General features: G+C 73.7%; 19 protein-coding genes and 1 pseudogene. 12 read left to right on the plus strand and 8 right to left on the minus strand.

The genetic code is table 11. The features are described 5' to 3' along the window. From ABZY57_RS17660 to ABZY57_RS17670, 3 genes and pseudogenes are all read left to right on the plus strand, one after another. A pseudogene (locus ABZY57_RS17660) lies at positions 1-705 on the plus strand (transcriptional regulator); the annotation flags it as partial. A gap of 306 nt (positions 706-1,011) precedes the next feature. Further along, positions 1,012-3,888, plus strand: a complete 2,877-nt coding sequence (locus ABZY57_RS17665) for an SNF2-related protein (protein WP_356512840.1) — start codon at positions 1,012-1,014, stop codon at positions 3,886-3,888. Then, entirely contained in the window at positions 3,885-5,093 is a 1,209-nt protein-coding gene (locus tag ABZY57_RS17670) for an SWIM zinc finger family protein (protein WP_356512842.1), read from the plus strand. The genes ABZY57_RS17665 and ABZY57_RS17670 overlap by 4 nt, the downstream gene beginning before the upstream one ends. Here ABZY57_RS17670 and ABZY57_RS17675 read toward each other — a convergent pair. Next, complete coding sequence (locus ABZY57_RS17675; RefSeq protein ID WP_356512844.1) at positions 5,074-5,622, minus strand: hypothetical protein; 549 nt, start codon at positions 5,620-5,622, stop codon at positions 5,074-5,076. The two genes, ABZY57_RS17670 and ABZY57_RS17675, sit on opposite strands and share 20 nt — an antisense overlap. Positions 5,623-5,803: 181 nt before the next feature. On the opposite strand from ABZY57_RS17675, the gene ABZY57_RS17680 reads away from it, so the two are divergent. Beyond that, positions 5,804-6,478 carry a chaplin gene (locus tag ABZY57_RS17680; protein WP_356512846.1) on the plus strand — a complete coding sequence of 225 codons (675 nt, stop codon included), beginning with the start codon at positions 5,804-5,806 and terminating at the stop codon, positions 6,476-6,478. Here the strand turns inward: ABZY57_RS17680 and ABZY57_RS17685 are convergent. After that, on the minus strand, positions 6,471-7,145 hold the full coding sequence (locus ABZY57_RS17685) for a DUF2293 domain-containing protein (RefSeq protein ID WP_356512848.1): 675 nt from the start codon (positions 7,143-7,145) through the stop codon (positions 6,471-6,473). The two genes, ABZY57_RS17680 and ABZY57_RS17685, sit on opposite strands and share 8 nt — an antisense overlap. 204 nt (positions 7,146-7,349) lie before the next feature. Between ABZY57_RS17685 and ABZY57_RS17690 the strand changes: the two genes are divergently transcribed. Continuing rightward, positions 7,350-7,739 (plus strand): cupin domain-containing protein, encoded by a 390-nt coding sequence (locus ABZY57_RS17690; protein ID WP_356512850.1) that lies wholly within the window; start codon positions 7,350-7,352, stop codon positions 7,737-7,739. On the opposite strand, the gene ABZY57_RS17695 is transcribed toward ABZY57_RS17690, so the two are convergent. Continuing rightward, positions 7,703-9,148 (minus strand): WGR domain-containing protein, encoded by a 1,446-nt coding sequence (locus ABZY57_RS17695; RefSeq protein ID WP_356512852.1) that lies wholly within the window; start codon positions 9,146-9,148, stop codon positions 7,703-7,705. The two genes, ABZY57_RS17690 and ABZY57_RS17695, sit on opposite strands and share 37 nt — an antisense overlap. Before the next feature lie 92 nt (positions 9,149-9,240). On the opposite strand from ABZY57_RS17695, the gene ABZY57_RS17700 reads away from it, so the two are divergent. Both ABZY57_RS17700 and ABZY57_RS17705 read left to right on the plus strand, forming a co-directional pair. After that, positions 9,241-9,993: a uridine kinase gene (locus ABZY57_RS17700; RefSeq protein ID WP_356512854.1), complete on the plus strand. Its 753-nt coding sequence runs from the start codon at positions 9,241-9,243 to the stop codon at positions 9,991-9,993. A 209-nt stretch (positions 9,994-10,202) separates the two neighbouring features. After that, positions 10,203-10,841: a hypothetical protein gene (locus ABZY57_RS17705; RefSeq protein WP_356512856.1), complete on the plus strand. Its 639-nt coding sequence runs from the start codon at positions 10,203-10,205 to the stop codon at positions 10,839-10,841. A 24-nt stretch (positions 10,842-10,865) separates the two neighbouring features. Here ABZY57_RS17705 and ABZY57_RS17710 read toward each other — a convergent pair whose 3' ends face one another. Together ABZY57_RS17710 and ABZY57_RS17715 are read right to left on the minus strand one after the other, a co-directional pair. Next, positions 10,866-11,795, minus strand: coding sequence for a PfkB family carbohydrate kinase (locus ABZY57_RS17710; protein ID WP_356512858.1), 930 nt, complete (start codon positions 11,793-11,795; stop codon positions 10,866-10,868). Continuing rightward, entirely contained in the window at positions 11,792-12,748 is a 957-nt protein-coding gene (locus ABZY57_RS17715; protein WP_356512860.1) for a pseudouridine-5'-phosphate glycosidase, read from the minus strand. Before ABZY57_RS17715 ends, ABZY57_RS17710 begins: the two co-directional genes overlap by 4 nt. A 795-nt stretch (positions 12,749-13,543) precedes the next feature. On the opposite strand from ABZY57_RS17715, the gene ABZY57_RS17720 reads away from it, so the two are divergent. Next, complete coding sequence (locus ABZY57_RS17720) at positions 13,544-13,933, plus strand: cupin domain-containing protein (RefSeq protein ID WP_356512862.1); 390 nt, start codon at positions 13,544-13,546, stop codon at positions 13,931-13,933. On the opposite strand, the gene ABZY57_RS17725 is transcribed toward ABZY57_RS17720, so the two are convergent. The 3 genes from ABZY57_RS17725 to ABZY57_RS17735 all read right to left on the minus strand — a co-directional run bounded on the left by ABZY57_RS17725 (position 13,927) and on the right by ABZY57_RS17735 (position 16,922). Then, positions 13,927-15,234 (minus strand): MFS transporter, encoded by a 1,308-nt coding sequence (locus tag ABZY57_RS17725; protein ID WP_356512864.1) that lies wholly within the window; start codon positions 15,232-15,234, stop codon positions 13,927-13,929. The two genes, ABZY57_RS17720 and ABZY57_RS17725, sit on opposite strands and share 7 nt — an antisense overlap. 166 nt (positions 15,235-15,400) lie before the next feature. Next, complete coding sequence (locus ABZY57_RS17730; RefSeq protein WP_356512866.1) at positions 15,401-15,970, minus strand: methylated-DNA--[protein]-cysteine S-methyltransferase; 570 nt, start codon at positions 15,968-15,970, stop codon at positions 15,401-15,403. Between the two features lie 67 nt (positions 15,971-16,037). Further along, entirely contained in the window at positions 16,038-16,922 is an 885-nt protein-coding gene (locus ABZY57_RS17735) for a glycerophosphodiester phosphodiesterase family protein (RefSeq protein ID WP_356512868.1), read from the minus strand. Positions 16,923-17,165: 243 nt separating this feature from the next. Here ABZY57_RS17735 and uvrB point away from each other — a divergent pair, with 243 nt between their 5' ends. The 4 genes from uvrB to ABZY57_RS17755 all read left to right on the plus strand — a co-directional run bounded on the left by uvrB (position 17,166) and on the right by ABZY57_RS17755 (position 23,366). Further along, positions 17,166-19,322 (plus strand): excinuclease ABC subunit UvrB, encoded by a 2,157-nt coding sequence (uvrB, locus tag ABZY57_RS17740; RefSeq protein WP_356512870.1) that lies wholly within the window; start codon positions 17,166-17,168, stop codon positions 19,320-19,322. Positions 19,323-19,409: 87 nt separating this feature from the next. Beyond that, positions 19,410-19,988: a TerD family protein gene (locus ABZY57_RS17745; RefSeq protein ID WP_267752245.1), complete on the plus strand. Its 579-nt coding sequence runs from the start codon at positions 19,410-19,412 to the stop codon at positions 19,986-19,988. A 128-nt stretch (positions 19,989-20,116) separates the two neighbouring features. Then, positions 20,117-22,117: a TerD family protein gene (locus ABZY57_RS17750; RefSeq protein WP_356512872.1), complete on the plus strand. Its 2,001-nt coding sequence runs from the start codon at positions 20,117-20,119 to the stop codon at positions 22,115-22,117. A 265-nt stretch (positions 22,118-22,382) separates the two neighbouring features. Continuing rightward, a complete protein-coding gene (locus ABZY57_RS17755) occupies positions 22,383-23,366 on the plus strand; it encodes a TerC family protein (RefSeq protein WP_356512874.1) in 984 nt (327 codons plus the stop codon). The last annotated feature ends 8 nt before the right edge of the window (positions 23,367-23,374 follow it).

Raw genomic sequence — 23,374 nt, forward strand, 5'->3', positions numbered from 1 at the left:
GGCCCGGCGACGGGCGCGTCGGCGGGCACTTCGACGGGCGCGACGGGTGCGCCGACCGGGCCCCCGGCGACGGGCGGCCCCTCGCCGGCCTCCCCGCCCCTGCGTGCGGCCGTACGGTCGCACGTGTGGGCGGCGAGCTGCGACCACGCGTACCTCACCGAGTCCGCGCCCTCGGCGGTGCCGCCGCCCCCGGTGGAGGCGGACGCGCCCTCGTGGGCCGCGGAGCGCAGGGCCGTCCACGCGGGGACGCAGATCGTGGAGGTCACCCTGCTGGGCACGGGACCGGAGGCAGTGGTCCTGGCGGGCCTGGACGTACGGGTCGCCGGACGGCGGTCCCCGCTGCCGTGGAACGTCTACGCGATGTCGCAGGGCTGCGGCGGAGGGCTCACCCCGGCCGGATTCGCGGTCAACCTGGACGCGCCGCGCCCACTGGCGCGGCCGGTGGCAGGCAACAACGAGGGGGAGAAGATCGAAGCCCCCGCCTTCCCGATCCGTGTCTCCGCCTCCGAACCGGCCGTCCTGCGGGTGGTGGCGAGCAGCACCGGATGCGACTGCGACTGGTCCCTGGACCTCCGCTGGAGCGGCCCCACGGGCTCCGGCACTCTCCGCCTCGACGAGGCCGGCCGGCCCTGGCGCGTCTCCGCCGTCTCCCCGGACCGCCCGGTCTACGGATACGCCCCCGAGCGGGGCCGCTGGGGCCGCTGACCGCAGGGCTGCCGGGCCGCCGGGTTCCCCGGGCCCGCCCGGACCCGTTGCCGCGTGCGGCGCCGTTGCCGGGGCCGGCTCTGCCGGACCCCCGTGCCTCACACGCCGGCGGGGCCGGACCGGGTGGCCGGGTTCCGGGATCTCCCGATCTTCGGGAAACGTGCAGCTCAGCGGCATTGTCAGTGACCCCGCCTAGACTCGACGCAGAGGAGATCCGTCTGATCGCGAACGCGGTGGCGGAGACCGCGACGACCGGGGAAGACCGCGGAGCCGCCGGCCCGCGGAGGCAAGGAGAGGGGGGACACGATGGCCACGCCGACGACACGGCACGCAGCGGCGCAGCCGCCCGCGTCCGGGTCCGCCCTGCCGCGGCACGCCGCCGTGTTCCTCCCCGCCGCCGTGCCCCGCGAGAGCCGCATCGCGTTCTGGTCCCCCGACGGGGACGCCCTGCCCGCGGAAGGCACCCCGGCCACGCTCCAGGTGGTCCGCCCCCACGGCGAGGGCGTCCGTACCCGCACGGTGCCCGCCGTCACGCTGACGGTCACCGCCGCCCTGCCCGTGCTCGTCCGCGCGGTCCGCAGGCCCGCCACGCATCCCGCGACCCGCGCCTGGGGGACCGCCGCCGTCCAGGCGCTGTCCCTCGTCGCGCGGGGCCGGCTGCTGCCCGGGCTGACCCCCGAGGGTGTCGACGCCTGGCGGGCCGGGCCCCTGGACGCCGAGGACATCGGGCATCTGCGCGCGGTAGCCGCCGCCCTTCCCCACGAGGGGTACGCCACGCCGCTCGCCGGACGCCGCCCGCTCCACCTGCCCGAACCGGAGGCGCTGGTCAGGGCGTTCCTCGACGCCGTCGCCGACAGCCTGCCCCGGACCCCCGCGGCGCCCTTCGCGGCCGGCCGGCCGTTCGCGGCCCGCGAGCCGCAGCAGGTCCCGGGGATACGCGACTGGGCCGCGCAGGTCGCCTCGGGCGCGGACACCGGAGTGGGGATCTCGCTCCGCCTCGACCTGTCCTCCTTCCGCCTCTTCGACGAGGCCGAGAGCGGGACGGAACCGGGGACGGACGTGCGCCGCGCCGGGGCCGCCGTCGTCCAGGTGCACAGCCTCGCCGACCCGACCCTGGTCACGGACGCCTCGATGCTCTGGGCGGGCGCCGCCGCGGCCGGCTTCGGACCCCGCGCCCGGATCGACGCCGTCCTCGCGCTGCGCCGGGCGGCCCGCGTCTGGCCTCCGCTGCTGCGGCTGCTGGACCAGCCGGTCCCCGATGTCCTGGCCCTCTCGGACCCCGAGCTCGAAGACCTGCTGGGCCGGGCCGCGACCCGGCTGGCGGAGGCCGGAGTCCTGGTGCACTGGCCGCGCGAGCTGGCTCGTACGCTGTCCGCGACCGCGGTCGTACGGTCCACCGCGCCCGGTTCCGCCACCGACGGCACCGCCTTCTTCGACGCCGAGCACCTCTTCGCCTTCTCCTGGGAGCTGGCGCTCGGCGGGGACCGGCTCACCCCGGGGGAGATGGACGCGCTCGCGCAGGCCCACCGGCCCGTGGTGCGGCTGCGCGACCAGTGGGTGCGGGTCGATCCGGAGCTGGTGCGCAAGGCGCGCAAGCGGGAGCTGGGCCTGCTGGACCCGGTGGACGCGCTGGCCGCCGTGCTGACGGGGACGGCCGAGGTCGAGGGGGAGCCGGTGGCCGCGGTGCCCGTGGGGGCGCTGGCCGCCCTGCGGGACCGGCTGACCGGGGAGTTGGCGCCGCTGCCCCAGCCGGCCGGGCTCAAGGCCACCCTGCGCGACTACCAGGCCCGCGGGCTGGCCTGGCTGGACCTGATGACCTCGCTCGGACTCGGCGGCTGCCTCGCCGACGACATGGGCCTGGGCAAGACCGTCACGCTGATCGCGCTCCACCTGCACCGCGACCGTCCCGAGCCGACGTTGGTGGTCTGCCCGGCCTCCCTGCTGGGCAACTGGCAGCGGGAGATCGAGAAGTTCGCCCCGGGCACGCCGGTGCGCCGCTTCCACGGCGTCGGCCGCAGCCTCGAAGGGCTGGCCGACCAACCCGCCGGGGGATTCGTCCTCACCACCTACGGAACCATGCGCGCGGGAGCGGCCCGGCTGGCCGATCAGCCCTGGGGCATGGTCGTCGCGGACGAGGCCCAGCACGTCAAGAACCCGCACTCGGCGACCGCGAAGGCGCTGCGCACGATCCCGGCGCCCGCCCGGGTGGCGCTGACCGGAACCCCGGTGGAGAACAACCTCTCCGAGCTGTGGGCGCTCCTCGACTGGACCACACCCGGACTGCTCGGCCCGCTCACCGCGTTCCGGGCCCGGCACGCCCGGCCCGTGGAGCACCAGACGGAGGAGGACGGGGGCAACGAGGCGGCGGTCGCCCGACTGGCCGCGCTGGTCCGGCCGTTCCTGCTGCGGCGCAAGAAGTCCGATCCCGGGATCGCGCCCGAGCTGCCGCCGAAGACGGAGACCGACCACCCCGTGTCCCTCACCCGCGAGCAGGCCTCCCTCTACCAGGCGGCGGTCGACGAGGCGATGGCCGTGATCGGCGCGAGCGAGGGCATCGAGCGGCGCGGCATGATCATGAAGCTGCTGGCCTCGCTCAAGCAGATCTGCAACCACCCCGCCCAGTACCTGAAAGAGGAGGAGCCCCGGATCGTGCACCGCTCCGGGAAGCTCGCCCTTCTCGACGAGCTGCTCGACACGATCCTCGCCGAGGGCGGCTCGGTCCTGGTCTTCACGCAGTACGTGACCATGGCCCGGCTCATCGAGCGCCATCTGACGGCGCGCGGGATCTCCCACCAACTCCTGCACGGGGGCACGCCCGTTCCGCGCCGCGAGGAACTCGTGGACCGCTTCCAGGCGGGCGAGGTGCCCGTGTTCCTGCTGTCCCTGAAGGCCGCGGGCACCGGCCTCAACCTCACCCGCGCCGGCCACGTCATCCACTACGACCGCTGGTGGAACCCGGCCGTCGAGGAACAGGCCACCGACCGCGCCTACCGCATCGGCCAGACCCAGCCCGTGCAGGTGCACCGCATCATCGCGGAAGGCACCGTCGAGGACCGGATCGCCGAAATGCTGGAGGCGAAGCGGGCGCTGGCCGATGCCGTGCTGGGCTCGGGCGAGACGGCGCTGACCGAGCTCACCGACCGCGAGCTCGCCGACCTCGTCTCCCTGCGCAGGCCCGTGTGATCACCGCCCGCGACGACCGCCGCCGCACCTTCGATACCGTGCCGCCGGGAGCGGAGGCCGTCAGCTGGTGGGGCCGTGCCTGGGTGTCCGCCCTGGAGGCGGTGGCCCGCGACGGAGCCCGCCTGACCCGGGGGCGTACCTACGCGGCCGAGGGCCACGTCGACGCCGTCACCATCACCCCGGGCCGGATCGTGGCCTACGTACGGGGCAGCCGGCCGCGGCCGTACCGCACCGAGCTGTCCCTGCCCGCCTTCTCGGACACCGAGTGGAGCGAGCTGCTGGAGTCGGTGGTCGCCGATCCGACGGCGCTGGCCGCGCTGCTGGAGCGGGAGGTCCCGGAGTCCCTCTCCGAGTCGGTCCTGCCCGGTGCGGGAGAGCTCGTGCCGCGCTGCTCCTGCCCCGACGTCGCCCTTCCGCCCTGCAAGCACGCCGCGGCCCTGTGCTACCGCGCGGCCCGGCTCCTGGACGCCGACCCCTTCGTCCTGCTCCTGCTGCGCGGCCGCGGCGAGCGGGAGCTGCTGGAGGAGCTCACCCGCCGCAACGCCGCCCACGCCGCGCGCGAACAGCCCGACGGGACCCCGGACTTCCCCGGAGTGCCGGCCCGCTCCGCGCTGGTCCGCACCGTCCTGCCGCCGCTGCCCGCTCCCCTGGCGGCGCCCTCGGCCGCCGGGATGCCGCCCGCCTATCCGTCCGACCCGGCGGCCCCGGACCCGCTCGCCCTGGACCAGCTCGCCGCGGACGCGGCCGCCCGCGCCCTGGCCCTGCTGCGCACCGCCGAGGATCCGATGGCCGGGCTGAGCCGCTGGCAGGACGCCGTCCGGCTGGCCTCGGCCCACCCCACGGCCGGGCTCACCGGCGCCGCCCGCTCCCTCTACCGCGAGCTGGCCCGCGCCACGGGGCGCAGCACCACCGACCTGGCCCGGGGAGCGGCCGCCTGGAGGCAGGGCGGTCTGCCCGCCCTGCTCGCCCTCGAAGAGCCCTGGGACCCCCCTGCCGGCCCCTTCGACCGGGCCCGCCCGGCGCTCCTCGCCGCCGGCCAGGGCTCGTTCCGCCCCGACCGGAACCGGCTCACGGGCCCCTCCCGCCAGCTCAGGCTCGGCCGTGACGCCCTCTGGTACTCCTACGAGAACCGCCTGGGCGACGACGACTGGTGGCCCACGGGGCACCGCCCCTCCTCGGACCCGGTCACGGCCCTGCTGGGCTGAGCCCGGCCGCCCAGCGGTTCAGGGTGGTGAAGTCCTGCGGGCGCAGGCCGTGGCGGGGGTGGATGCGCAGGAGCAGGGCCGGGGCCGGGTGGTGGGCGGCGACCCAGGCGCGGTCCCGGGGCGTGATCATGTCGTCGACCCAGGCGAAGGGGCGCCCGGCCGTCCATTCCAGGAGGGGGCGGGTCTTCCAGAAGAGGCCGTCGGGGTCGCGGATGAAGGGCTCCGGCCATTCGATGACAGGAAGATCAGCGGATAGTCCGATGTGCGGGGAGATGAGGGTGTTGGCCTCGTGCGTCCAGGCGGTGGCCCAGGCGAGTTCGTAGGGCAGGGCAAGGAGCCGGGCGCCGTGGGCCGGGTGCAGGCGCACCCGCAGGCCGCGCCTGGTGCTGCGGGATTCCGGTGCGTCGCGGTAGGACAGCCAGATGCTCGGGCGCATCCGGTGGCTGGTGTAGCCGCGGAGACCTGCGAGGCGGGACCGGAACGGGTTGAGGGGGCCGTCCACGTCGAGGAGGAGCAGCGGGCGAGTCATGAAGTAGGGATTACCCAGTACACGATGGAGTGAAATGCCTACCGGCGCTATAACCCGAACGGGTCTACGGCGTTGATTCCGGTACGGGTGCCATGCCCGTGAACCCCTCCGGAAGGCAGGAAAGCTGATGCGTCAGAGTCGTCGGAATGGCTTGATCGCGGCGGTCGTCGCGGGAGGTGGCGTGGCGGTCGCAGGGATGGGCGGCTTCGCCCACGCCGACGCGCAGGCGGGCGGCCAGGCGGAGCGCTCGCCCGGGCTGCTGGCGGGGAACCTGCTGCAACTGCCGGTGCACGCCCCGGTGAACGTGTGCGGGAACACCGTGAGCGTGGTCGGCGTCCTCAATTCGGCGGCCGGGAACCGGTGCGTCAACGCCGCCCCGGGCGGCGGGAATCCGGGGCAGCCCGGCCATCCGGGGCCGCGCCCCTCGCACCCCTCGAAACCCGGCGCCGGAAACGGTGCGGGGAACGGCGGCCACGGCGGGCCCGGCAGGGGTGCGACGGCCGAGGGGCGCGGAAAGGATTCTCCGGGGCTGCTGTCGGGCAACGGACTCCAGCTCCCCGTCGAGGTGCCGGTCAACATCAGCGGCAACGCGGTGAGTGTCGTCGGCGTCGGCAACTCCTCCGTGGGCAACACCTCCGTCAACGGCTCGACCCCGGTCGTCGCCAAGCCCGTCCAGCCGCCCGTCGTCGTCCGGCCGGTCACCCCGCCGGCCCCGCCGGCCCCGCCGTCCCCGCCGCGCAACCACCCCTCGGCGCTCGCCCACACCGGTGCCGAGGACATCGGCTACCTGCTGTCCGGCGGCGGCGCCATGCTGCTCGGCGGCGTACTGCTCTACCGCCGGTTCCGGCTCAACTAGCCTGCGCCGGAGCCTCGGAAGCCGCCCGCCAGCCGTCCAGGATCGCGTCGATCCGGGGCGCCAGCCGGGCCCGGGCCGCGAACCGGGGCACGCCCCCCATCAGCAGGGCGTCGTACTCGGTGTCGAGGTGCCGCACGGCCGCCCGCACCGCCGCGTACACGGCCGGCGGGTCCAGGGCCCGGCCGGCCGCGCTGCGGCCCACCCGGCCGCTGCCGCGCACCGAGGCGTGCGCGGCGATGGCCCGGGCCCGGTCCTCGGGGCACCCGGGGAACAGGCACAGGATCTCGGCGGCGAAGGCCGCCGTGAACCGGGTGTCCTCGGCCGCGCGGCGCAGCCGGTCGCGCTCCCGGCGGCGGGCCCGCGCCTCGGCGTCCGCGAGGCAGGCCCGCTCGGCGCGGGCCAGGGCCGCGTCCTCGACGAGGATCCCCAGGCGCTCGTAGCGACGGCGGCGCCGGTGGAAGCGGACGACGACGGCGGACAGGGAACTGGCCTCGTGGGCCCGGCGGGTGAGGGCCGTGTCCCCGCGCGGCAGGTAGACGAGGTGTCCGAGGTCGGCGCAGTCCAGGCACCGGGGCACGCCGGCCTCGCGGACGAGGTGGCGCAGCGGTCCCTGCCTGCACTCCGCGCAGTGGATCTCCTTCGTCGACTCGAAAACGACCAGGCTCATGCCGAAGTGATACCGCCGTCCCGGCCGTATATCACCTTGTAGGAATGGATAGTTGTAGTTTCACAGAGTCCTCCCCGACCTCATGGTGTCCTCCTACCGTGAGTCGAGTGGGCCGCGGCCGGTCCATGGAGGAGGGAAAACATGGGTGGACGGCAGGCGACGGCCCGGCGCCCGGGGGTTGCGGGCCGGCGTCCGAAAGCGGAGGTGGCTTCCGACCTCGTGGTGAGAGAGGTCGAGATCGGGCCCGGCGGCTGCACCGGCTGGCACTACCACCGCGTACCGCTGATCGCGGTGGTCAAGTCCGGCACCCTGACCCGGATCCTGCGCGACGGCACGGTCGAGGTGCATCACACCGGCACCAGCTTCGTCGAGCCCGCGGGCCGCCGCCACGTCCACCTGGGCCGCAACCTCGGCACCGAGCCGGTCGTGCTCTGCGTGACCGCCGCCCTCGCCGAGGGCGACCTCTTCGCACTGCCCGCGGTGGCCCCGCCCGGGACCACGCCCTGCGCGTGCCACGCCGACGCGGTGAGCTCCGGCTCCGTGAACCGGGCCGCCAATCAGACGAGCCGGCGGATCTCCCCGCGCACGCGGTAGAAGCCTCCGGCCGCCGGGTGCAGGCCGTCCACCACGTACCGGGCGCCGGGCTCCCGTATCCCGCGCGGGAACTGCACGTTCCAGGAGGGCTCGAAGCCGCCCGACACCACCTGTACGCGCATCCGCTGGCCCTGCTGCACGCACTCCACGACCACACCGCCCGCGGGCACCGAGGACACGGACACCGTCGCCACGGCCGCAGGGGTGGCGGCCGGGGTGAAGACGGGCAGAGCGGCCGCCGACTTCACGTCCACGGCCGTCGGCACCGACCCCTCCCGGGCGGCCGCGATCGCGGCCTCGCTCGCGTCCACGCACACCAGCGAACCGTCCGTGGTCACCAAGTACAGCCGCTCGTCCAGATACTGCATGGACAGGGCCGCCCCGCTGCCGGTGCCCAGCTTCCACAGACGCCGCCCGTCGGCATCGAAGCAGTACACGGACGACGCGAGGTCGCCGGCGAAGACGTGCCGGCCGTCCGGCGAGGTCGCGCACGAGTAGACCGCCGCGTCGCACCGGTACGAGGCCTCCAGCGCGCCCGTCGCCTTCGACAGGCGCTCCACCGTGTTGCGGCCGGTCCCCGCGTACACCGCGTGGTCCTCCTGCCAGCCGAACAGCACCGACCCGTTGGTCTGCGTGTGCCACAACTGCCCGCCGCCGTCCGGGGCGTAGGCCGTGACACCCTTGCTGTGGCCGTGGTAGACCGCCCGCTCGTCCGCCCGCACCATCCACGCGTTCTCACCGGCCGAGCGCCGCGACCACTGGAACTCGTCCTCGTGGTCGATGACCGTCAGCCCGCCGCTGCGGTCGGACACGTTCAGCACGCCCTCGCGGATGTCGAGCCAGAAGATGTCCACGTCGGCCGCGATGTCGTACGCCCCGAACGGCACCTTCGAGGACAGGTCGTACACCGTGCCGTCGTCACAGCCCGCATAGATCCAGAACTCGTCCGCCACCAGGCACTTCACCCCGTCCGGCAGCGAGTAGCGGGCCAGCACCTCACCGTCGTGGCTCACCGTGTAGACGTCTCCGGCCTGGTTGCCGACCCAGCAGCGGTCCTCGTCCACGTGGATGCCGAAGGCGGAGGAACCCGTACGGAACCGCCACAGCACCGGGGCCGCCGCGCGTGCGGTGGACGGGGTCGCGGTCACCTGGCGGCGCGTCACCGACCGGGCCGCGCGGACTCCCCGCACCGCCGGGGCGTAGCCCTTGCGGACCTTCTCCCCGACCTTCTTGGCGGCGGCCGCCCGCGCCTTCTCGACGGTCGGGAAGGAGGAGTTCTGCAGCTGGCCGTCCGCCCCGATGCGTCCGTACCGCACCGAGACGTCCGTGCCGTCGACGGTGACCTCGTAGAACTTGTGGGCACCGCCGTCCTCCTGGGACAGCTCCAGATACGTCGTCTCGCGAGCCATGACAGACCCCTCCCCAAGGCCGGGCCCCCGGCCCCCTGTGCGCCGGTGATCCCTCCTGAAAAACGTTAGGGGCCACCACTGACAATGGCCTGGTGCAGCTGGAAGCGATCACATGGCAGCGGATGGCCGAGCGGCTCGCCGGTCACCTCGACGACAACGACAACGGCAACGACACCGACACCGACAACGACAACGACCGCAAAGAGAACGGCAGCGACAACGGCAGCGACGACGGCCGCGGCGACCACGGCAGCGGCACGGGCCGCCCGGCGGGCGGATGGCTGCGCGTGGGCATCGACGGGGCGCCCGCCGCCCGCACCGGCGTCCTCGCGGCGGAGCTCGCCGACGTACTGCGCCTGCGCGGGCGTTCGGTCCTGATCGTGGCGGCCGAGGGCTTCCTGCGCCCCGCCTCCCTCCGCTTCGAGTTCGGCCGCGAGGACGTGGACTCCTACCTCGACGGCTGGTACGACACGGCGGCGCTCTGGCGGGAGGTCTTCGGCCCGACCGACGCCGGCGGCACCGGCCGGGTGCTGCCCGACCTCTGGGACCCGGCCACCGACCGGGCCACCCGCAGCCCCTACGTCGAACTCCCGCCCGGCGGCGTGCTCATCGTCCACGGACCCCTTCTGCTGGGCCACTGGTTCCCCTTCGACCTCAGCGTCCACATCGGCCTCTCCCCGGGCGCGCTCGCCCGCCACACCGAGGAGTCCGCCCGCTGGACCCTCCCCGCCTTCGCGCGCTACGAGGCCGAGACCGGCCCCGCGGACCGGGCCGACGCCCTGGTCCGGGCCGACGATCCGCGCCACCCGGCCTGGACGGGCCTGCGCGCCAAAGGCACCGGCTGACTCCGCGGGGCCGCCGTGCGCGCGTCCGCGTACGTCCGCGTACGTCCGCGTACTCCCGCCCCGTCACGGAGGTCCGGGAACGGCAACAGGGGGATTCCGGCACGGTGACGATCGCTTCCGGCCATCGCTCCGGCCGGAACCGGGCGCTACGTTGACGGCACGCTTCGACGGCGGCCACCCCGGTGGCGCCTTGGCAGAGGGAGAAGGCAATGCGCGGACACGGCACGGCGGTTCGGGGCGCGAGACGGTCCCGCGCACAGGCGGCGCTCGCAGCGCTGGCCCTGTGCGGGACCCTGGCCCTCACGGCCTGCAACGGTGACGAGGAGGCGGGCGCGCCGGGAACTCCCGCGAGCCCCGCCACCAGTGCGGCGGCCACGGGCACCGCCTCGCCGTCACCCTCGCCGTCGCCCTCCCCGGCCCCGTCGAAGAAGCCGACCCCGGCCGTCACGTCGACCGCCACCCCGGCGGGCACGAAGAAGACGCCGACTCCCGGTTCCACCTGCGACCACAAGATGCCGATCTCGCCCGACGAGATCGCCGTCAACCGCTACACCCCGGAAGGCGGGGTCCACAGCCTGATCATCAAGCACGGCAACTGGGGCTGCGCCGCCCCCGGCGCGGACGCCGCACCCTTCGAGACCACCGGCAAGGAAACCTTCCTCAACATCGCTGAGGACGCCAGGATCACGGCCGTCACCCCCATCGTCGCGAGCACCGTGAGCCAGCCGATCACGCTGCAGCAGCTCATCGACTGGCTGATCGCCCACCCGAACCAGGGCCGCGTCTTCCGGTACCACCTGGACGGCGCGGGCGTCATCGATTCCCTCGACCAGCAGTACACCTCCTGACCCCGCTCCCTCCAGCCCCGCTCCCTACGGCCGCCCGCCCAGCCGGGTCACCGCCACCGCGGCCGCCCGGCAGCCGGCCGCCGCGGCCGATGCCGAGCCCGCTCCGGCCAGCCGGGCCGCGAGGAAGGCTCCGGTGAAGGCGTCCCCGGCGCCCGTGGAATCCACCGCCTCGGCGCTCTCCGCCGCGACCTCGGCCGTCACCCGGCCGTCCTCGGCGATGAGCGCTCCGGCCCCGCCCCGGGTGACCACCACCAACGGCACCCGCCGGCTCAGCTCCGCCGCCGCCCGCGCGACCGCGGCCGCCCCGGCCGCTTCGTGCGACCCCGTGAGCAGCAGCGCCTCGTCCGCGTTCGGCAGCAGTACGCCGGCCCCCGCCGCGGCGGCGAGGAAGCGCTCCGGACCCAGCGCGGCCAGGAACCCCGCCGAGGCCGGGTCCACGCTCACCGGTACGTTCCGGGCGCTGGCGGCCCGTAGCGCGAGACGGGCCAGTTCCCGGCTCGTGTCCGTGAAGAACAGGTAGCCCGACAGATGGAGATGGGCGACCCCGTCCAGCAGTCCGGGCTCCCAGTCGGAGGGGGAGAGCCGCAGCGAGGCCCCGCTGTCGGTCAGAAAGGTCCGCTCCGCGTCCTCGCCGACCAGCGCGACCACCGTCCCGGTCGGCTCCACCGGATCGACCACCAGCCTCGGCCGTACCCCCGCGTCGAGCAGCGCCCGCTCGTGCCACCCGGCCGAGTCGGCGCCGACCCGCGCGAGGAGGCGTACCTCCGGGGCGCCCGCGCGGGCGGCCCAGCAGGCCGCGTTGGCCCCGGCGCCGCCCGGCAGGGTCCGGATCCGGGCCGGGGTGTCGGTACCCGGAGCCAGTGGCTCCGCATGCACCGCCACGACATCCGTCACCACGTCCCCGACGACCAGCAGGGCCGTCGGCCCGGTGGGAGCGGCCGGCGCCGCGGTCACGGCCGGCCCGCCCAGGCCCGCGCGATCCGGGCCCCGAGGCGCACATTGCCCCGTACCGCCGCGAGGTTGGCCTCCAGGGAGGCGCCGCCCGTCGCGCGCACCAGGAACCCCAGCAGGAACGGCGTCACCGCCTGCCCCGTGATGCCCCGCTCGCGGCACTCCGACAACGCCTCGGCCAGGACCCGGTCGTGGAGCTCCGGATCGAGCTGCAGCTCCCGCGCCACGGGGTTGGCCACGAGCAGCGCCGACTCCGCTCCGCCGAGGAGGTCCTGAGCGGCCATCACGGCCGCCACCTCCTCCGGGCGGTGCACCGTCCAGTCCACCGGCTCGCCGGAATCGGCCAGGTAGAACCCGGGGAAACGATCCGTCCCGTAGCCGAGGACCGCCACCCCCAGCGTCTCCAGCCGCTGGAGGGTCGCGGGTACGTCCAGGATCGACTTCACCCCCGCGCACACCACGGTGATCCGGGTCCGCGCCAGCAGCGCGAGGTCCGCCGACTCGTCCTGCGACCGCGTCCAGTCCCGGTGTACGCCGCCCAGCCCGCCGGTGGCGAAGACCCGCAGCCCCGCCCGCGCGGCGAGGAAGGCCGTGGCCGAGACCGTCGTCGCGCCCGTCGCCCCCGTGGCGAGGGCCGGGGCCAGATCCCGGTGGCCGAGCTTGCGTACGCCCTCGCCGCCCGCGATCCGCTCCAACCGGGCCTTGTCCAGCCCGGCGTGGGCCACGCCGTCGACGACCGCGATCGTCGCCGGAACGGCTCCCTCCGCCCGGACCAACTCCTCCAGCTCCAGGCCCACCGCCAGATTGCGGGGGCGGGGCAGGCCGTGGGCGAGGATCGTGGACTCCAGCGCCACGACGGGCTGCCGGCGCTCCAGCGCCTCGCGCACCTCCTCCGACAGGACGGGGACCGCGGCCGAGGACGAACCCGTGTGCTCAGATGCTGTGTGCTGTGACATGTCCCCATCCCTGGCACGCGATCCGGCACCCCAAACGCCCGGACGCCGCACCGGCGCGAACCCGCCCCGGTAGCGTGCCCGCACCGACCTGAGTCCCGGCTCCGTCGCCCGCGCTGCCCGCGCTGCCCGCGCTGCCCGCGTCGGCCGCGTCGTCCGCGCCGCCCGGGAGGCGGGTGCGCGGGGACCTGGGGTGGCCGCATCGGCCTGGATGTCCGCGGGTGCGCCGCTGGGCGGGGCGAGGTCCCCTACCCGCCCTTCCACCGTTCCCCGGGGCTCCGCCCCGGACCCATGGCCGGGTGCGGCGCCGTTGCGGGGGCCGGCCCCCGGACCCCGCTCCTCAAACGCCGGAGGGGCTGGATTTCCCAGCCAGCAGGCGTTCAGATTCGGGCCGACGCCGGCCCGAATCCAGCCTCGCCGGCGTTCGAGGAGCGAGGTCCGGGGCGGAGCCCCAGGGGGTCCGGCCGCAGCCCGGGACCCCTTCCAGCCCGTCCGGCGTTTGAGGACCGGGTCCGGGCAGAGCCCGGGGAACGGGGGAAGGGCGGGTAGGGGAACTCCGCCCCGCAGGCCGCACCACCGCGCCCGGCCGCCGCCGGACGGCGTCCGGCGCAGCGGGGCGAAGCCGGGAGGCCCGCCAGGGCCGGGCCGCGCGAGCAGCGCGTCAAGAAAGGAGGCACAGGGTCCACCAGCCGGTGCTCACCGCGCGGCGCCGCTCGACAGGGTGACGGGTGGGGCGGGCGCGCGCTGGACGCTCTGGTCACCCCGGCGCGCCGGGCGCCCCGATTAGGCTCCCGGACCATGAGCACAAGTGATCACCGTGAGGCCCCCGCCCCCGCCCCCGCTTCCTTCGCCGTCTCCGTCCCGGACTTCCCCGACTCCGAGCTGGAAGTGGACGAGCTCGACCCCGCGCAGATCGTCTCCGGGAACCCCGTCGTGACGGGCAAGGTGCTGTGGGAGGCGCCCGACGGTTCGCAGGTGCGCGGGATCTGGCAGATCACCCCGGGCGTGGTCACCGACACCGAGGCGAACGAGCTGTTCGTGGTGGTCAGCGGCCGTGCCACCGTCGAGGTGGAGGGCGGCGAGACCCTGGAGGTCGGACCCGGCTCCGCGTGCGTCCTGCGCGAGGGCGACAAGACCACCTGGACCGTCCACGAGACCCTCCGCAAGGCCTACCACATCAGCTACTGACCGGTATCCGCGCCGGTGCCCGGGGCCTTCACCGGACGGCGCCGCGAGGTGAACAGCGCGAGCGCCGCCATCGGCAGCAGCAGGGCGGCGGCGGCCGCGTTGAGCCAGCCGTAGCCCGCCTGGGACATGACCAGCCCGGCGGCGGCGCCGCCGACCCCGGCGGCCGTGTTCATGGTGAGGTCACCCAGTCCCTGTACGGCGGCACGCGCGGGCTGCGGCACCGAGTCGGTCAGCAGCGCCGAGCCGGACACCATGCCGGCTGACCAGCCCAGGCCGAGCAGGAAGAGGCCGACGCCGCTCTGGGTGTGGTTCCCGTCGGCCGTGCCGGCGAGCAGTGCGGCGACGGACAGCAGCCCGGCGGCGAGCCCGATCACGGACAGCCGGCCGATCCGGTCGGCGAGCCAGCCCATCACCGGCGAGAAGCCGAACATGCCGGCGATGTGCCCGCTGATGACCAGCCCGATGAGCTGGAGCCCGGCTCCGTGGTGCCCGAGGTCGACCGGGGTCATCACCATGATCGAGACCATGGTGGTGTGTGACACCGCGATGGTGAGCAGCGCGAGCCGGGCCCGGGGGGAGGCCTTGAAGGCCGCGAACCCGGCACGCAGCGAACGCCCGGCGCGGGTCTGGTCCTCGGACGGGGCGAGCGCGCGGGCCGTCAGCAGCGGGTCCGGGCGCAGGAGTAGGCCGATCAGCGTGGCGGTGAGCAGGAAGACGGCGCCGGCCCATATGAAGGGCCCCGCCGTCGGGGGTATGGAGGTGCCGGCGAAGCTGCGGCTGGCCGGGGCGGAGAGATTGGGTCCGAGCACGGCGCCGATGGTGGAGGCCCACACGACGACGGAGATCGCCCGGGCCCGGTGGTCGGGCTCGGCGAGGTCGGCGGCGGCGAAACGGGCCTGGAGGTTGGCGGAGGAGGCGGCTCCGAAGGCGGCCATGCCGAGCATCAGCAGCGGGAAGCTCTTGATCGAGGCGGCGAGGACGACGAGGGCGGCTCCGGCCGCGCCGATCACGTAGGCCAGGACCAGGCCGGGCCGGCGGCCGCGCGCGGTCATCAGCGCGGCGAGCGGCAGGGAGACGGCCGCGGTGCCGATCACGGAGGCGGTCGAGGCGAAACCGGAGAGCGACTCGGTGCCGCTGACCTCGGTGGCCAGGACCGGGGCCAGGGCGATGCTGATGGGCACGCCGATCCCGCCCAGCACCTGGCCGGCGATCAGGACCCCGGAGGTGCGGCGCCGCAGGCGGGGCAGGTCGGCGGCGGTGACCGTGACGGCGGGCCGGGCGGTGCCGGGCACGGTGCTCACGCGGTCCACCTCCGAGACGGGTGCGGAAGGGCTGCTGGCGTGGCGCAAGGTGTGGTCACCGCCGCAGTTTCGCACCCCTCACCGGGCGGGCGGAACAGGGTTTCCGGGGGCACGGGGAGCACGGGGAGCACGGGGAGCACGGGGGGCGCCGGGAGCACGGCGGCCCTCAGAACAGCGGCTGGGGGAGTACCCCCTCCAGGGCCAGGAGGCGGCGCTTGGTCTCCACGCCGCCGCCGAAGCCGCCGATGCCCCCGTCGTTCTCCACGACCCGGTGGCAGGCCACCACCAGCGGCAGCGGGTTCGAGCCCATGGCGTTGCCGACGGCCTGGGCCGCGCCCGGGGCCCCGGCCCGGGCGGCCAGCTCGCCGTACCCCACGACCGCCCCGTAGGGCACGGTGCGGTCCAGCTCCAGCAGGACCTGCCGGTTGAAGCCGGAGCTGAGCCGCCAGTCGAGCGGCAGGTCGAAGCGGCGCAGCGTACCGGCGAAGTAGGCGTTCAGCTGGCGTATCGGCTCGGCCAGCAGCACCTCCTCGCCCGGCGGCGGGCGCCGGGCGTCGGCGCCGAGGCGGGAGATCAGCGCGCCGATCATCTTCTCGGCCCGGTCCGGTCCGGCATGGAACTCGACCTTGACCAGGCCCTCGGGGGTGGCGGCGAGGAGCAGCGGTCCGATGCCGGTGCCGCCGCTGTCGACGACGGTCCATTCGAGGTGCGGCCCGCGGGGCTCAGGAGTGTCCACCTCTTCACGGTACGGCCCCCCACCGACAGCGCCGACAGCACCGACAGCACCGACAGCGGTGCACGCGTCAGAAGCCGCCGACCGCTTCCCGCACGACGTCGGGGTTGTCGGTGATGATCCCGTCCACGCCCATGTCCCGGACCTTCCGGGCGGTCGCGGCGTCGTCCACGATCCAGGTGTCCACTTCGAGCGCCTTGCCGTGGGCGCCGAGCAGCCCGTGCACGGCGGCGACCCAGTCGCTGTCGATGGTGGTGTGCCAGGGGTTGATCCGGTCGGTGAACTCGGCGTACCGCGGCAGGTCGGCGAGGGCCGGGGTGCCGAGGAAGGCCGTGACCAGGTCGGGGCGCAGCTCGTGCACGGTGCGGACCGAGGCGGTGCTGAAGCTCTGGACCACCAGCCGGTGGGCCACGTGGTGCTCTTCGAGCCAGCCGGTCTCGCCCAGCACGTCCAGGGTCTGCTGCTCGATGCCCGGGTAGAGCTCCGGCTTCTTGATCTCCAGGAGCAGCCGCTGCCGATTGTGCCGGACCCGGTTCATGTACTCCCGCAGGGTCGGTACACGGGCGCCCGCGAACTCCTCGCCGAACCAGCTGCCGGCGTCCAGCCGGGCGATCTCCGCCGCGGTGAAGTCCTTCACCTTCCAGGGCTTGCGATCGGGGAACACCTGCTCGACATCGGTCGTCCGGGTCAGGGTGTCGTCGTGGATGACCACGAGCTCCCCGTCCTGGGTGCGCTGGACGTCGTTCTCCACCCAGTCGAAGCCCATGTCCCTCGCGAGGTCGATCGCCTCCAGGGTGTTCTCCGGGGCGTACGCCGAAGCCCCCCGGTGGGCGTACACGATCGGGTTGGACAGCCAGTCCTGACCGGGCGCGGCCGAGGCGGAGCCCGCACCGCACAAGGTCAGGGCGAGTCCCAGAAGGGCGGCGGTGGCCGCGGCGGTGGATCGGACGTACATGCGCGTTCTCCTCGGGTCATGGGCCCTGCTCCTGCGGTCAAACGGGCGCGGAGCGGCATTCGTTGCGGCGACGCACTGGCGGCCGTGCGTTTCCGACGCACATTCAGGGAGAGCCGCGTACGGTGATCATGGGGTTGGTGATCACGGGGCCGCCACCGAACTACGACAAACGGACCAGGCCCGCACGGCTCCGTCCGGGGCGGGCGGGCCTCGAGTGTCAGTGGGTGGTCGTACGGTTGACCCATGCGGCCCGTATCGAAGATCGAACGCACGGTGGCGCCTTTCGAGGTCGTCAGCTCCTACCAGCCCAGCGGTGACCAGCCCGCGGCCATCGCCGAGCTGGAGAAGCGCATCCGTGCAGGTGAGAAGGATGTCGTGCTGCTCGGCGCGACCGGAACCGGCAAGTCGGCGACGACTGCCTGGATGATCGAGAAGCTCCAGCGGCCCACCCTGGTGATGGCGCCGAACAAGACGCTCGCCGCCCAGCTGGCGAACGAGTTCCGCGAGCTGCTGCCGAACAACGCGGTCGAGTACTTCGTCTCGTACTACGACTACTACCAGCCCGAGGCGTACGTACCGCAGTCGGACACCTACATCGAGAAGGACTCCTCGATCAACGAGGAGGTGGAGCGGCTGCGCCACTCCGCGACCAATTCCCTCCTCACCCGGCGCGACGTCATCGTCGTCGCCTCCGTGTCCTGCATCTACGGCCTCGGCACCCCGCAGGAGTACGTGGACCGGATGGTCCCCCTCAAGGTCGGCGAGGAGATGGACCGGGACCAGCTCCTGCGCCGCTTCGTCGACATCCAGTACACCCGCAACGACGTGGCCTTCACCCGGGGCACCTTCCGGGTGCGCGGCGACACGATCGAGATCTTCCCGGTCTACGAGGAACTGGCCGTCCGCATCGAGATGTTCGGCGACGAGATCGAGGCCCTGTCCACCCTGCACCCGCTGACCGGCGAGGTGATCAGCGAGGACCGCGAGCTCTACGTCTTCCCCGCCAGCCACTACGTCGCCGGCCCCGAGCGCATGGAGAAGGCGGTCCGCGGCATCGAGGCCGAGCTCGCCGAGCGCCTCGCCGAGCTGGAGAAGCAGGGCAAGATGCTGGAGGCGCAGCGCCTGCGCATGCGCACCACCTACGACCTGGAGATGATGCGCCAGATCGGCTCCTGCTCCGGCATCGAGAACTACTCGCTGCACATGGACGACCGGGAGCGCGGCTCCGCCCCGAACACCCTCATCGACTACTTCCCCGAGGACTTCCTCCTCGTCATCGACGAGTCGCACGTCACCGTGCCCCAGATCGGCGCGATGTACGAGGGAGACGCCTCCCGCAAGCGGACCCTCGTCGACCACGGCTTCCGGCTCCCGTCGGCCCTCGACAACCGGCCGCTGAAGTGGGAGGAGTTCCAGGAGCGGATCGGTCAGACCGTCTACCTGTCGGCCACTCCGGGGAAGTACGAGCTCTCGCGCGGCGACGGCTTCGTCGAGCAGATCATCCGCCCCACCGGTCTCATCGACCCGGAGGTCGTGGTCAAGCCCACCGAGGGGCAGATCGACGACCTGGTGCACGAGATCCGGCAGCGGGTGGAGAAGGACGAGCGGGTCCTGGTCACCACCCTCACGAAGAAGATGGCCGAGGACCTCACCGACTACTTCCTGGAGCTCGGCATCCAGGTCCGCTACCTGCACAGCGACGTGGACACCCTGCGCCGCATCGAGCTGCTGCGCGAGCTGCGGGCCGGCGAGTACGACGTCCTGGTCGGCATCAACCTGCTCCGCGAAGGCCTCGACCTGCCCGAGGTGTCGCTGGTTGCCATCCTCGACGCCGACAAGCAGGGCTTCCTGCGGTCGGGGACCTCGCTGATCCAGACCATCGGCCGCGCGGCGCGCAACGTCTCCGGCCAGGTCCACATGTACGCGGACAGCATCACCCCGGCGATGGCCCAGGCGATCGACGAGACGAACCGGCGCCGCGAGAAGCAGGTCGCCTACAACACGGCCCACGGGATCGACCCCCAGCCGCTGCGCAAGAAGATCAACGACATCGTGGCCACGATCGCCCGCGAGGAGCTCGACACCGAGGAGCTCCTCGGCACCGGCTACCGGCAGACGAAGGACGGCAAGGCCCTCAAGGCGCCCGTCCCGGCACTGGGCGGCAAGGCGGCGCCCGTCTCGGGCGGCAAGGCCGGGGCCAAGGGCGCCAAGGGAGCGAAGGTTCCCATGGCCGCGACCGACCGTCCCGCCGCCGAACTGGCCGCACTCATCGAGCAGATGACCGAACGGATGCGGGGCGCTGCCGCGGAGCTGCAGTTCGAGGTCGCGGCCCGGATCCGGGACGAGGTCGGCGAGCTGAAGAAGGAGCTGCGACAGATGAAGGAAGCGGGCCTCGCCTGACCCGGAGGCGGTCAGTAGGGTTGGCACCAGCCGCAGGTACATGCTGCGCACCCCCATCGGGGGAGGGCTATGGAGAGGGGACAGCGCGTGACGGTCAACATGACCAAGGGTCAGGCCATCAATCTGCAGAAGGCGGACGGAGGCACGCTGACCGCGGTCCGGATGGGCCTCGGCTGGCAGGCGGCCAAGCGCCGGGGGCTGTTCGGCTCGCGGACCCGGGAGATCGACCTCGACGCCTCGGCGGTGCTCTTCGCCGACAAGCAGCCCGTCGACGTCGTCTTCTTCCGGCACCTGCAGAGCGACGACGGCTCGGTCAAGCACACCGGTGACAACCTCGTCGGCGGTGTCGGCCAGGGCGGGGACGACGAGTCGATCCTCGTCGACCTGCAGCGCGTGCCGGTGCACATCGACCAGATCGTCTTCACGGTGAACTCCTTCACCGGCCAGACGTTCCAGGAGGTGGAGAACGCCTTCTGCCGCATCGTCGACGAGACCAACGGCCAGGAGCTGGCCCGCTACACGCTGGACGGTGGCGGCCAGTACACCGCTCAGATCATGGCGAAGGTGTCGCGCGTCGGCACCGGCTGGCAGATGACGGCCCTCGGGAACCCGGCCAACGGTCGTACCTTCCAGGACCTGATGCCGGCGATCCTGCCGCACCTGTAAGCAGGACCGGCAGCTCGGCAGAGCAGTACAGCACGGCAGAACACAGCACGGCAGAGCAGCACAGCACAGCAGGACCGGGCACGATCGAGGGCCCGGCGGAAGAACGGGTACGGGGGAGGGGCTGCACGATGACGGCCGAACTGGTCCGGGGGCAGAACCACCCCCTGTCCCGGAGCCGGGTGGAGATCAGGGTCTCGGCGGGCACGCCCGTGCTCGCCCTGGCCCACCTCGGCGACGACACGGGCCGGCTCGCCGGCCCCGGTGCGGTCGCCCACCCGGGCGCCCGCACCCTCCCCGGGCTCGAAGTGCCCGGGGAGGCCTCCGGGCAGCACCGCATGGTGGTCGACCTCGACGCGGTCGCACCGGCCGTCCACCGTGTCGGCCTGGTCCTGGTTCTGCCGCCCGGCGGCCCGGGGAACTTCGGAGCGGTCCCCGCCTCCTACGTGTCCGTGGCCGACCCGGAGGGCGCGGAGCTCGCCGGGTACACGCTGACCGGACTGGAGTCGGAGACCGCCGTCGTGGCCCTGGAGCTGTACCGGCGCCAGGGCGCCTGGAAGGTGCGCGCCGTCGGCCAGGGGTACGCCGCCGGCCTCGGCGCGCTCCTGACCGACGCCGGGCTGTCCGCTGCGGCCGCGACGGAACTGGCCGCCGCCGCCCTGGGCACGGCTCCGGCCGCCGGGGACGTCACCCTCGCCGCCCTGCCCGGCGGTCCGGCACCGACCGTCCCGCGCGGGCTCCGGGCCCCCGCTCCGACCCAGGCCTCGGCACCGGCCCCGCAGGACGTGCCGCCCGCGCAGGCCGCCCCCACGCCTCCGGAGCCGGTCGTCCCGGTCTCCGGAGCCCCGTACGCCGGTACTCCGGGCCCCCTGCCCGCTCAGGGCGCCGACACCGCGGGCGGCCCGCCCACCATCAGCTACGCCCACCCGCGCCGCCGCACCAGCACCGAGTCGCCCGAGCCCGGGCCGGGCCCGGCCGCGCCGCCGCGGCCCGGGGAACCGCCCCGGCCCGTCGCCGGGGACGCGAGCGGCTGGTCCATGGACGAGCGGCTCTACAACCAGGTCTGGGGGATGTTCGAGGACCTGGCCCGCGCCGTCGCCGCCTACCGCGGAGCCGTCGAGTTCGCCGACTCCCGGATGGACCGCGAGCTCGACGAGGCGCTGTCCGACCCCCGCCACCGGCTCGGCGGCTCCGGAAACGCCGCCCGGGACACCGCCCGGGCCCGCCGCGAGGAACTGGTCGCGCGGGCGCAGGAAGTCCTCGACCGGGACCTGGTCCAGCTCACCGCCGAGTCCGAGGTGGTCGAGCCCGCGCTGCCCGCGGCGTACGCGCGCTGGGACAACCCGGTCTGGCAGGCGCACTCCGTGCCCGCCGAGGCCCCCCTCGCCCTGCGCCTGGGCGACCTCCACCTGCCCGAGCGGCCCGACCTGCGCATCCCCATGCTGGTCCGGGTCCCGCTGGAGCGCGGCCTGTGGATCGACAACGGCCGCACCGGCTCCGAGGCGGCCATGGCGATGGACACCGACCGGCTGCGCCGGGCCGCCATGGACATGGCCGTCGCGCACGCGGCGCGGATGCTGGCCGCCCACCCCGCCGACCGGTTCGCCGTCCACGTCATCGACGCGGCCGGCGCCGGAGCCGCCTCGCTGGCCCCGCTGGTGCGCGCCGGGGTGCTGGCCGGAGCGCCCGCCGCCGGGGCCGCGGGGGTCGGCGAGACCCTGGAGCGGCTGACCCGCCGGGTGGACCTCGTACAGATGGCGGTGCGGGCCGGGGCTCCCGAGGACCTGCCGCCCGATGTGGACACCTGCGACCAGCTGCTGATCGTGCACGACTTCCCGCACGGCTTCGACGACCGGGCCGTCACCCGTTTGCGCTACCTCGCCGACGAGGGTCCGGCGGTCGGCGTGCACCTCCTGATGGTTGCGGACCGTGACGAGGCCTCGGCCTACGGGCCGCTGCTGGATCCGCTGTGGCGCTCGCTGATGCGACTGTCGCCCGTACCGGACAACCACCTCGCCGACCCCTGGGTCCACCACGCCTGGATCTTCGAGCCGGACCTGCCCCCGCAGGGCAGCCGGGTCCTCGACCAGGCACTGGAGCGAGTGGCGGCGGCCCGGGGCGGCGCGCGGTAGCGGCGACCGGGCCGTCCGCCGCCCGCCCGGATGACCGACTGCTGACCAGTTCTTGGGATCCCCTTTACCTTACGGGCCCACCACGGGTACCCTGGTGAGCGCGGAGGGGAGTATTCCTGCTTTCCTGCTACGGCGTGCCCGTCAATACGGACTGCAATCGGTCCCGGGGCGCCGGCCCGTGGCCTCCTGGCCGTCCGGGTGGAAGAGACCTCCGGCAGCGATGACGCTGACAAGTTCTGAGCCATCTGCCGGAGGCGTGTTCACAGTGGACGTTTCGTTGACCCTATGGGTGCTGACCATTCTTGGTCTGGGCATCCTCATCGGTGCCGATTTCTTCATCGGCCGCAAGCCGCACGACGTCTCCATGAAGGAGGCGGGCATCTGGACGGTCGTCTGGATCGTCCTCGCGGTGCTCTTCGGCCTCGGCCTGCTGGCGTTCGGGCACGGCCAGGCCTCGCAGGAGTTCTTCGCCGGCTTCATCACCGAGAAGTCCCTGAGCGTGGACAACCTCTTCGTCTTCGTTCTGATCATGGCGAAGTTCGCGGTCCCCTCGCAGCTCCAGCAGCGCGTGCTGCTGATCGGCGTGCTGATCGCCCTGGTCCTGCGCGCCATCTTCATCGCCGCCGGCGCCGCGATCATCACCAACTTCTCGTGGGTCTTCTACATCTTCGGCGCGTTCCTCATCTACACCGCGTGGAAGCTGATCCAGGAAGCCCGCAAGGACGAGGAGGAAGAGGAGTTCGAGGAGAACCGCCTCCTGAAGTCCATCGAGAAGAAGTTCGGCGTCTCCGACCGCTACCACGGCACGAAGCTCTTCATCCGGAACAACGGCAAGCGCGTCCTGACCCCGCTGATGGTCGTCATGCTCGCCATCGGCACCACCGACGTGCTGTTCGCCCTGGACTCGATCCCCGCGATCTTCGGCCTCACCCAGGACCCGTACATCGTCTTCACCGCCAACGCCTTCGCGCTGATGGGTCTGCGCCAGCTGTACTTCCTGATCGGCGGCCTGCTCAAGAAGCTGGTCCACCTCAGCTATGGCCTCTCCGTCATCCTCGGCTTCATCGGCATCAAGCTCGTTCTGCACGCCCTGCACGAGTCGGGCCTGCACGTCCCGCAGATCTCCATCCCGCTCTCCCTGGGTGTCATCTGCGGTGTCCTCGTGATCACCACGATCACCAGCCTGATCGCCTCCAAGAAGCAGGCCGAGGCCGAGGCCGCCGCCGGCCCGGAGCGCATCGACGCCTGAGCCGGGGC

Origin of the sequence: Streptomyces sp. NPDC006450 (genome assembly GCF_040612195.1) — a bacterium.
GTDB lineage: Bacteria > Actinomycetota > Actinomycetes > Streptomycetales > Streptomycetaceae > Streptomyces.

Bases quoted from the DNA above. Each gene is read 5' to 3' on its own strand.
- ABZY57_RS17665 (WP_356512840.1), top strand. From the start codon at position 1,012: ATGGCCACGCCGACGACACGGCACGCAGCGGCGCAGCCGCCCGCGTCC.
- ABZY57_RS17675 (WP_356512844.1), bottom strand. From the start codon at position 5,622: ATGACTCGCCCGCTGCTCCTCCTCGACGTGGACGGCCCCCTCAACCCG.
- ABZY57_RS17685 (WP_356512848.1), bottom strand. From the start codon at position 7,145: ATGAGCCTGGTCGTTTTCGAGTCGACGAAGGAGATCCACTGCGCGGAG.
- ABZY57_RS17695 (WP_356512852.1), bottom strand. From the start codon at position 9,148: ATGGCTCGCGAGACGACGTATCTGGAGCTGTCCCAGGAGGACGGCGGT.
- ABZY57_RS17705 (WP_356512856.1), top strand. From the start codon at position 10,203: ATGCGCGGACACGGCACGGCGGTTCGGGGCGCGAGACGGTCCCGCGCA.
- ABZY57_RS17715 (WP_356512860.1), bottom strand. From the start codon at position 12,748: ATGTCACAGCACACAGCATCTGAGCACACGGGTTCGTCCTCGGCCGCG.
- ABZY57_RS17720 (WP_356512862.1), top strand. From the start codon at position 13,544: ATGAGCACAAGTGATCACCGTGAGGCCCCCGCCCCCGCCCCCGCTTCC.
- ABZY57_RS17735 (WP_356512868.1), bottom strand. From the start codon at position 16,922: ATGTACGTCCGATCCACCGCCGCGGCCACCGCCGCCCTTCTGGGACTC.
- uvrB (WP_356512870.1), top strand. From the start codon at position 17,166: ATGCGGCCCGTATCGAAGATCGAACGCACGGTGGCGCCTTTCGAGGTC.
- ABZY57_RS17750 (WP_356512872.1), top strand. From the start codon at position 20,117: ATGACGGCCGAACTGGTCCGGGGGCAGAACCACCCCCTGTCCCGGAGC.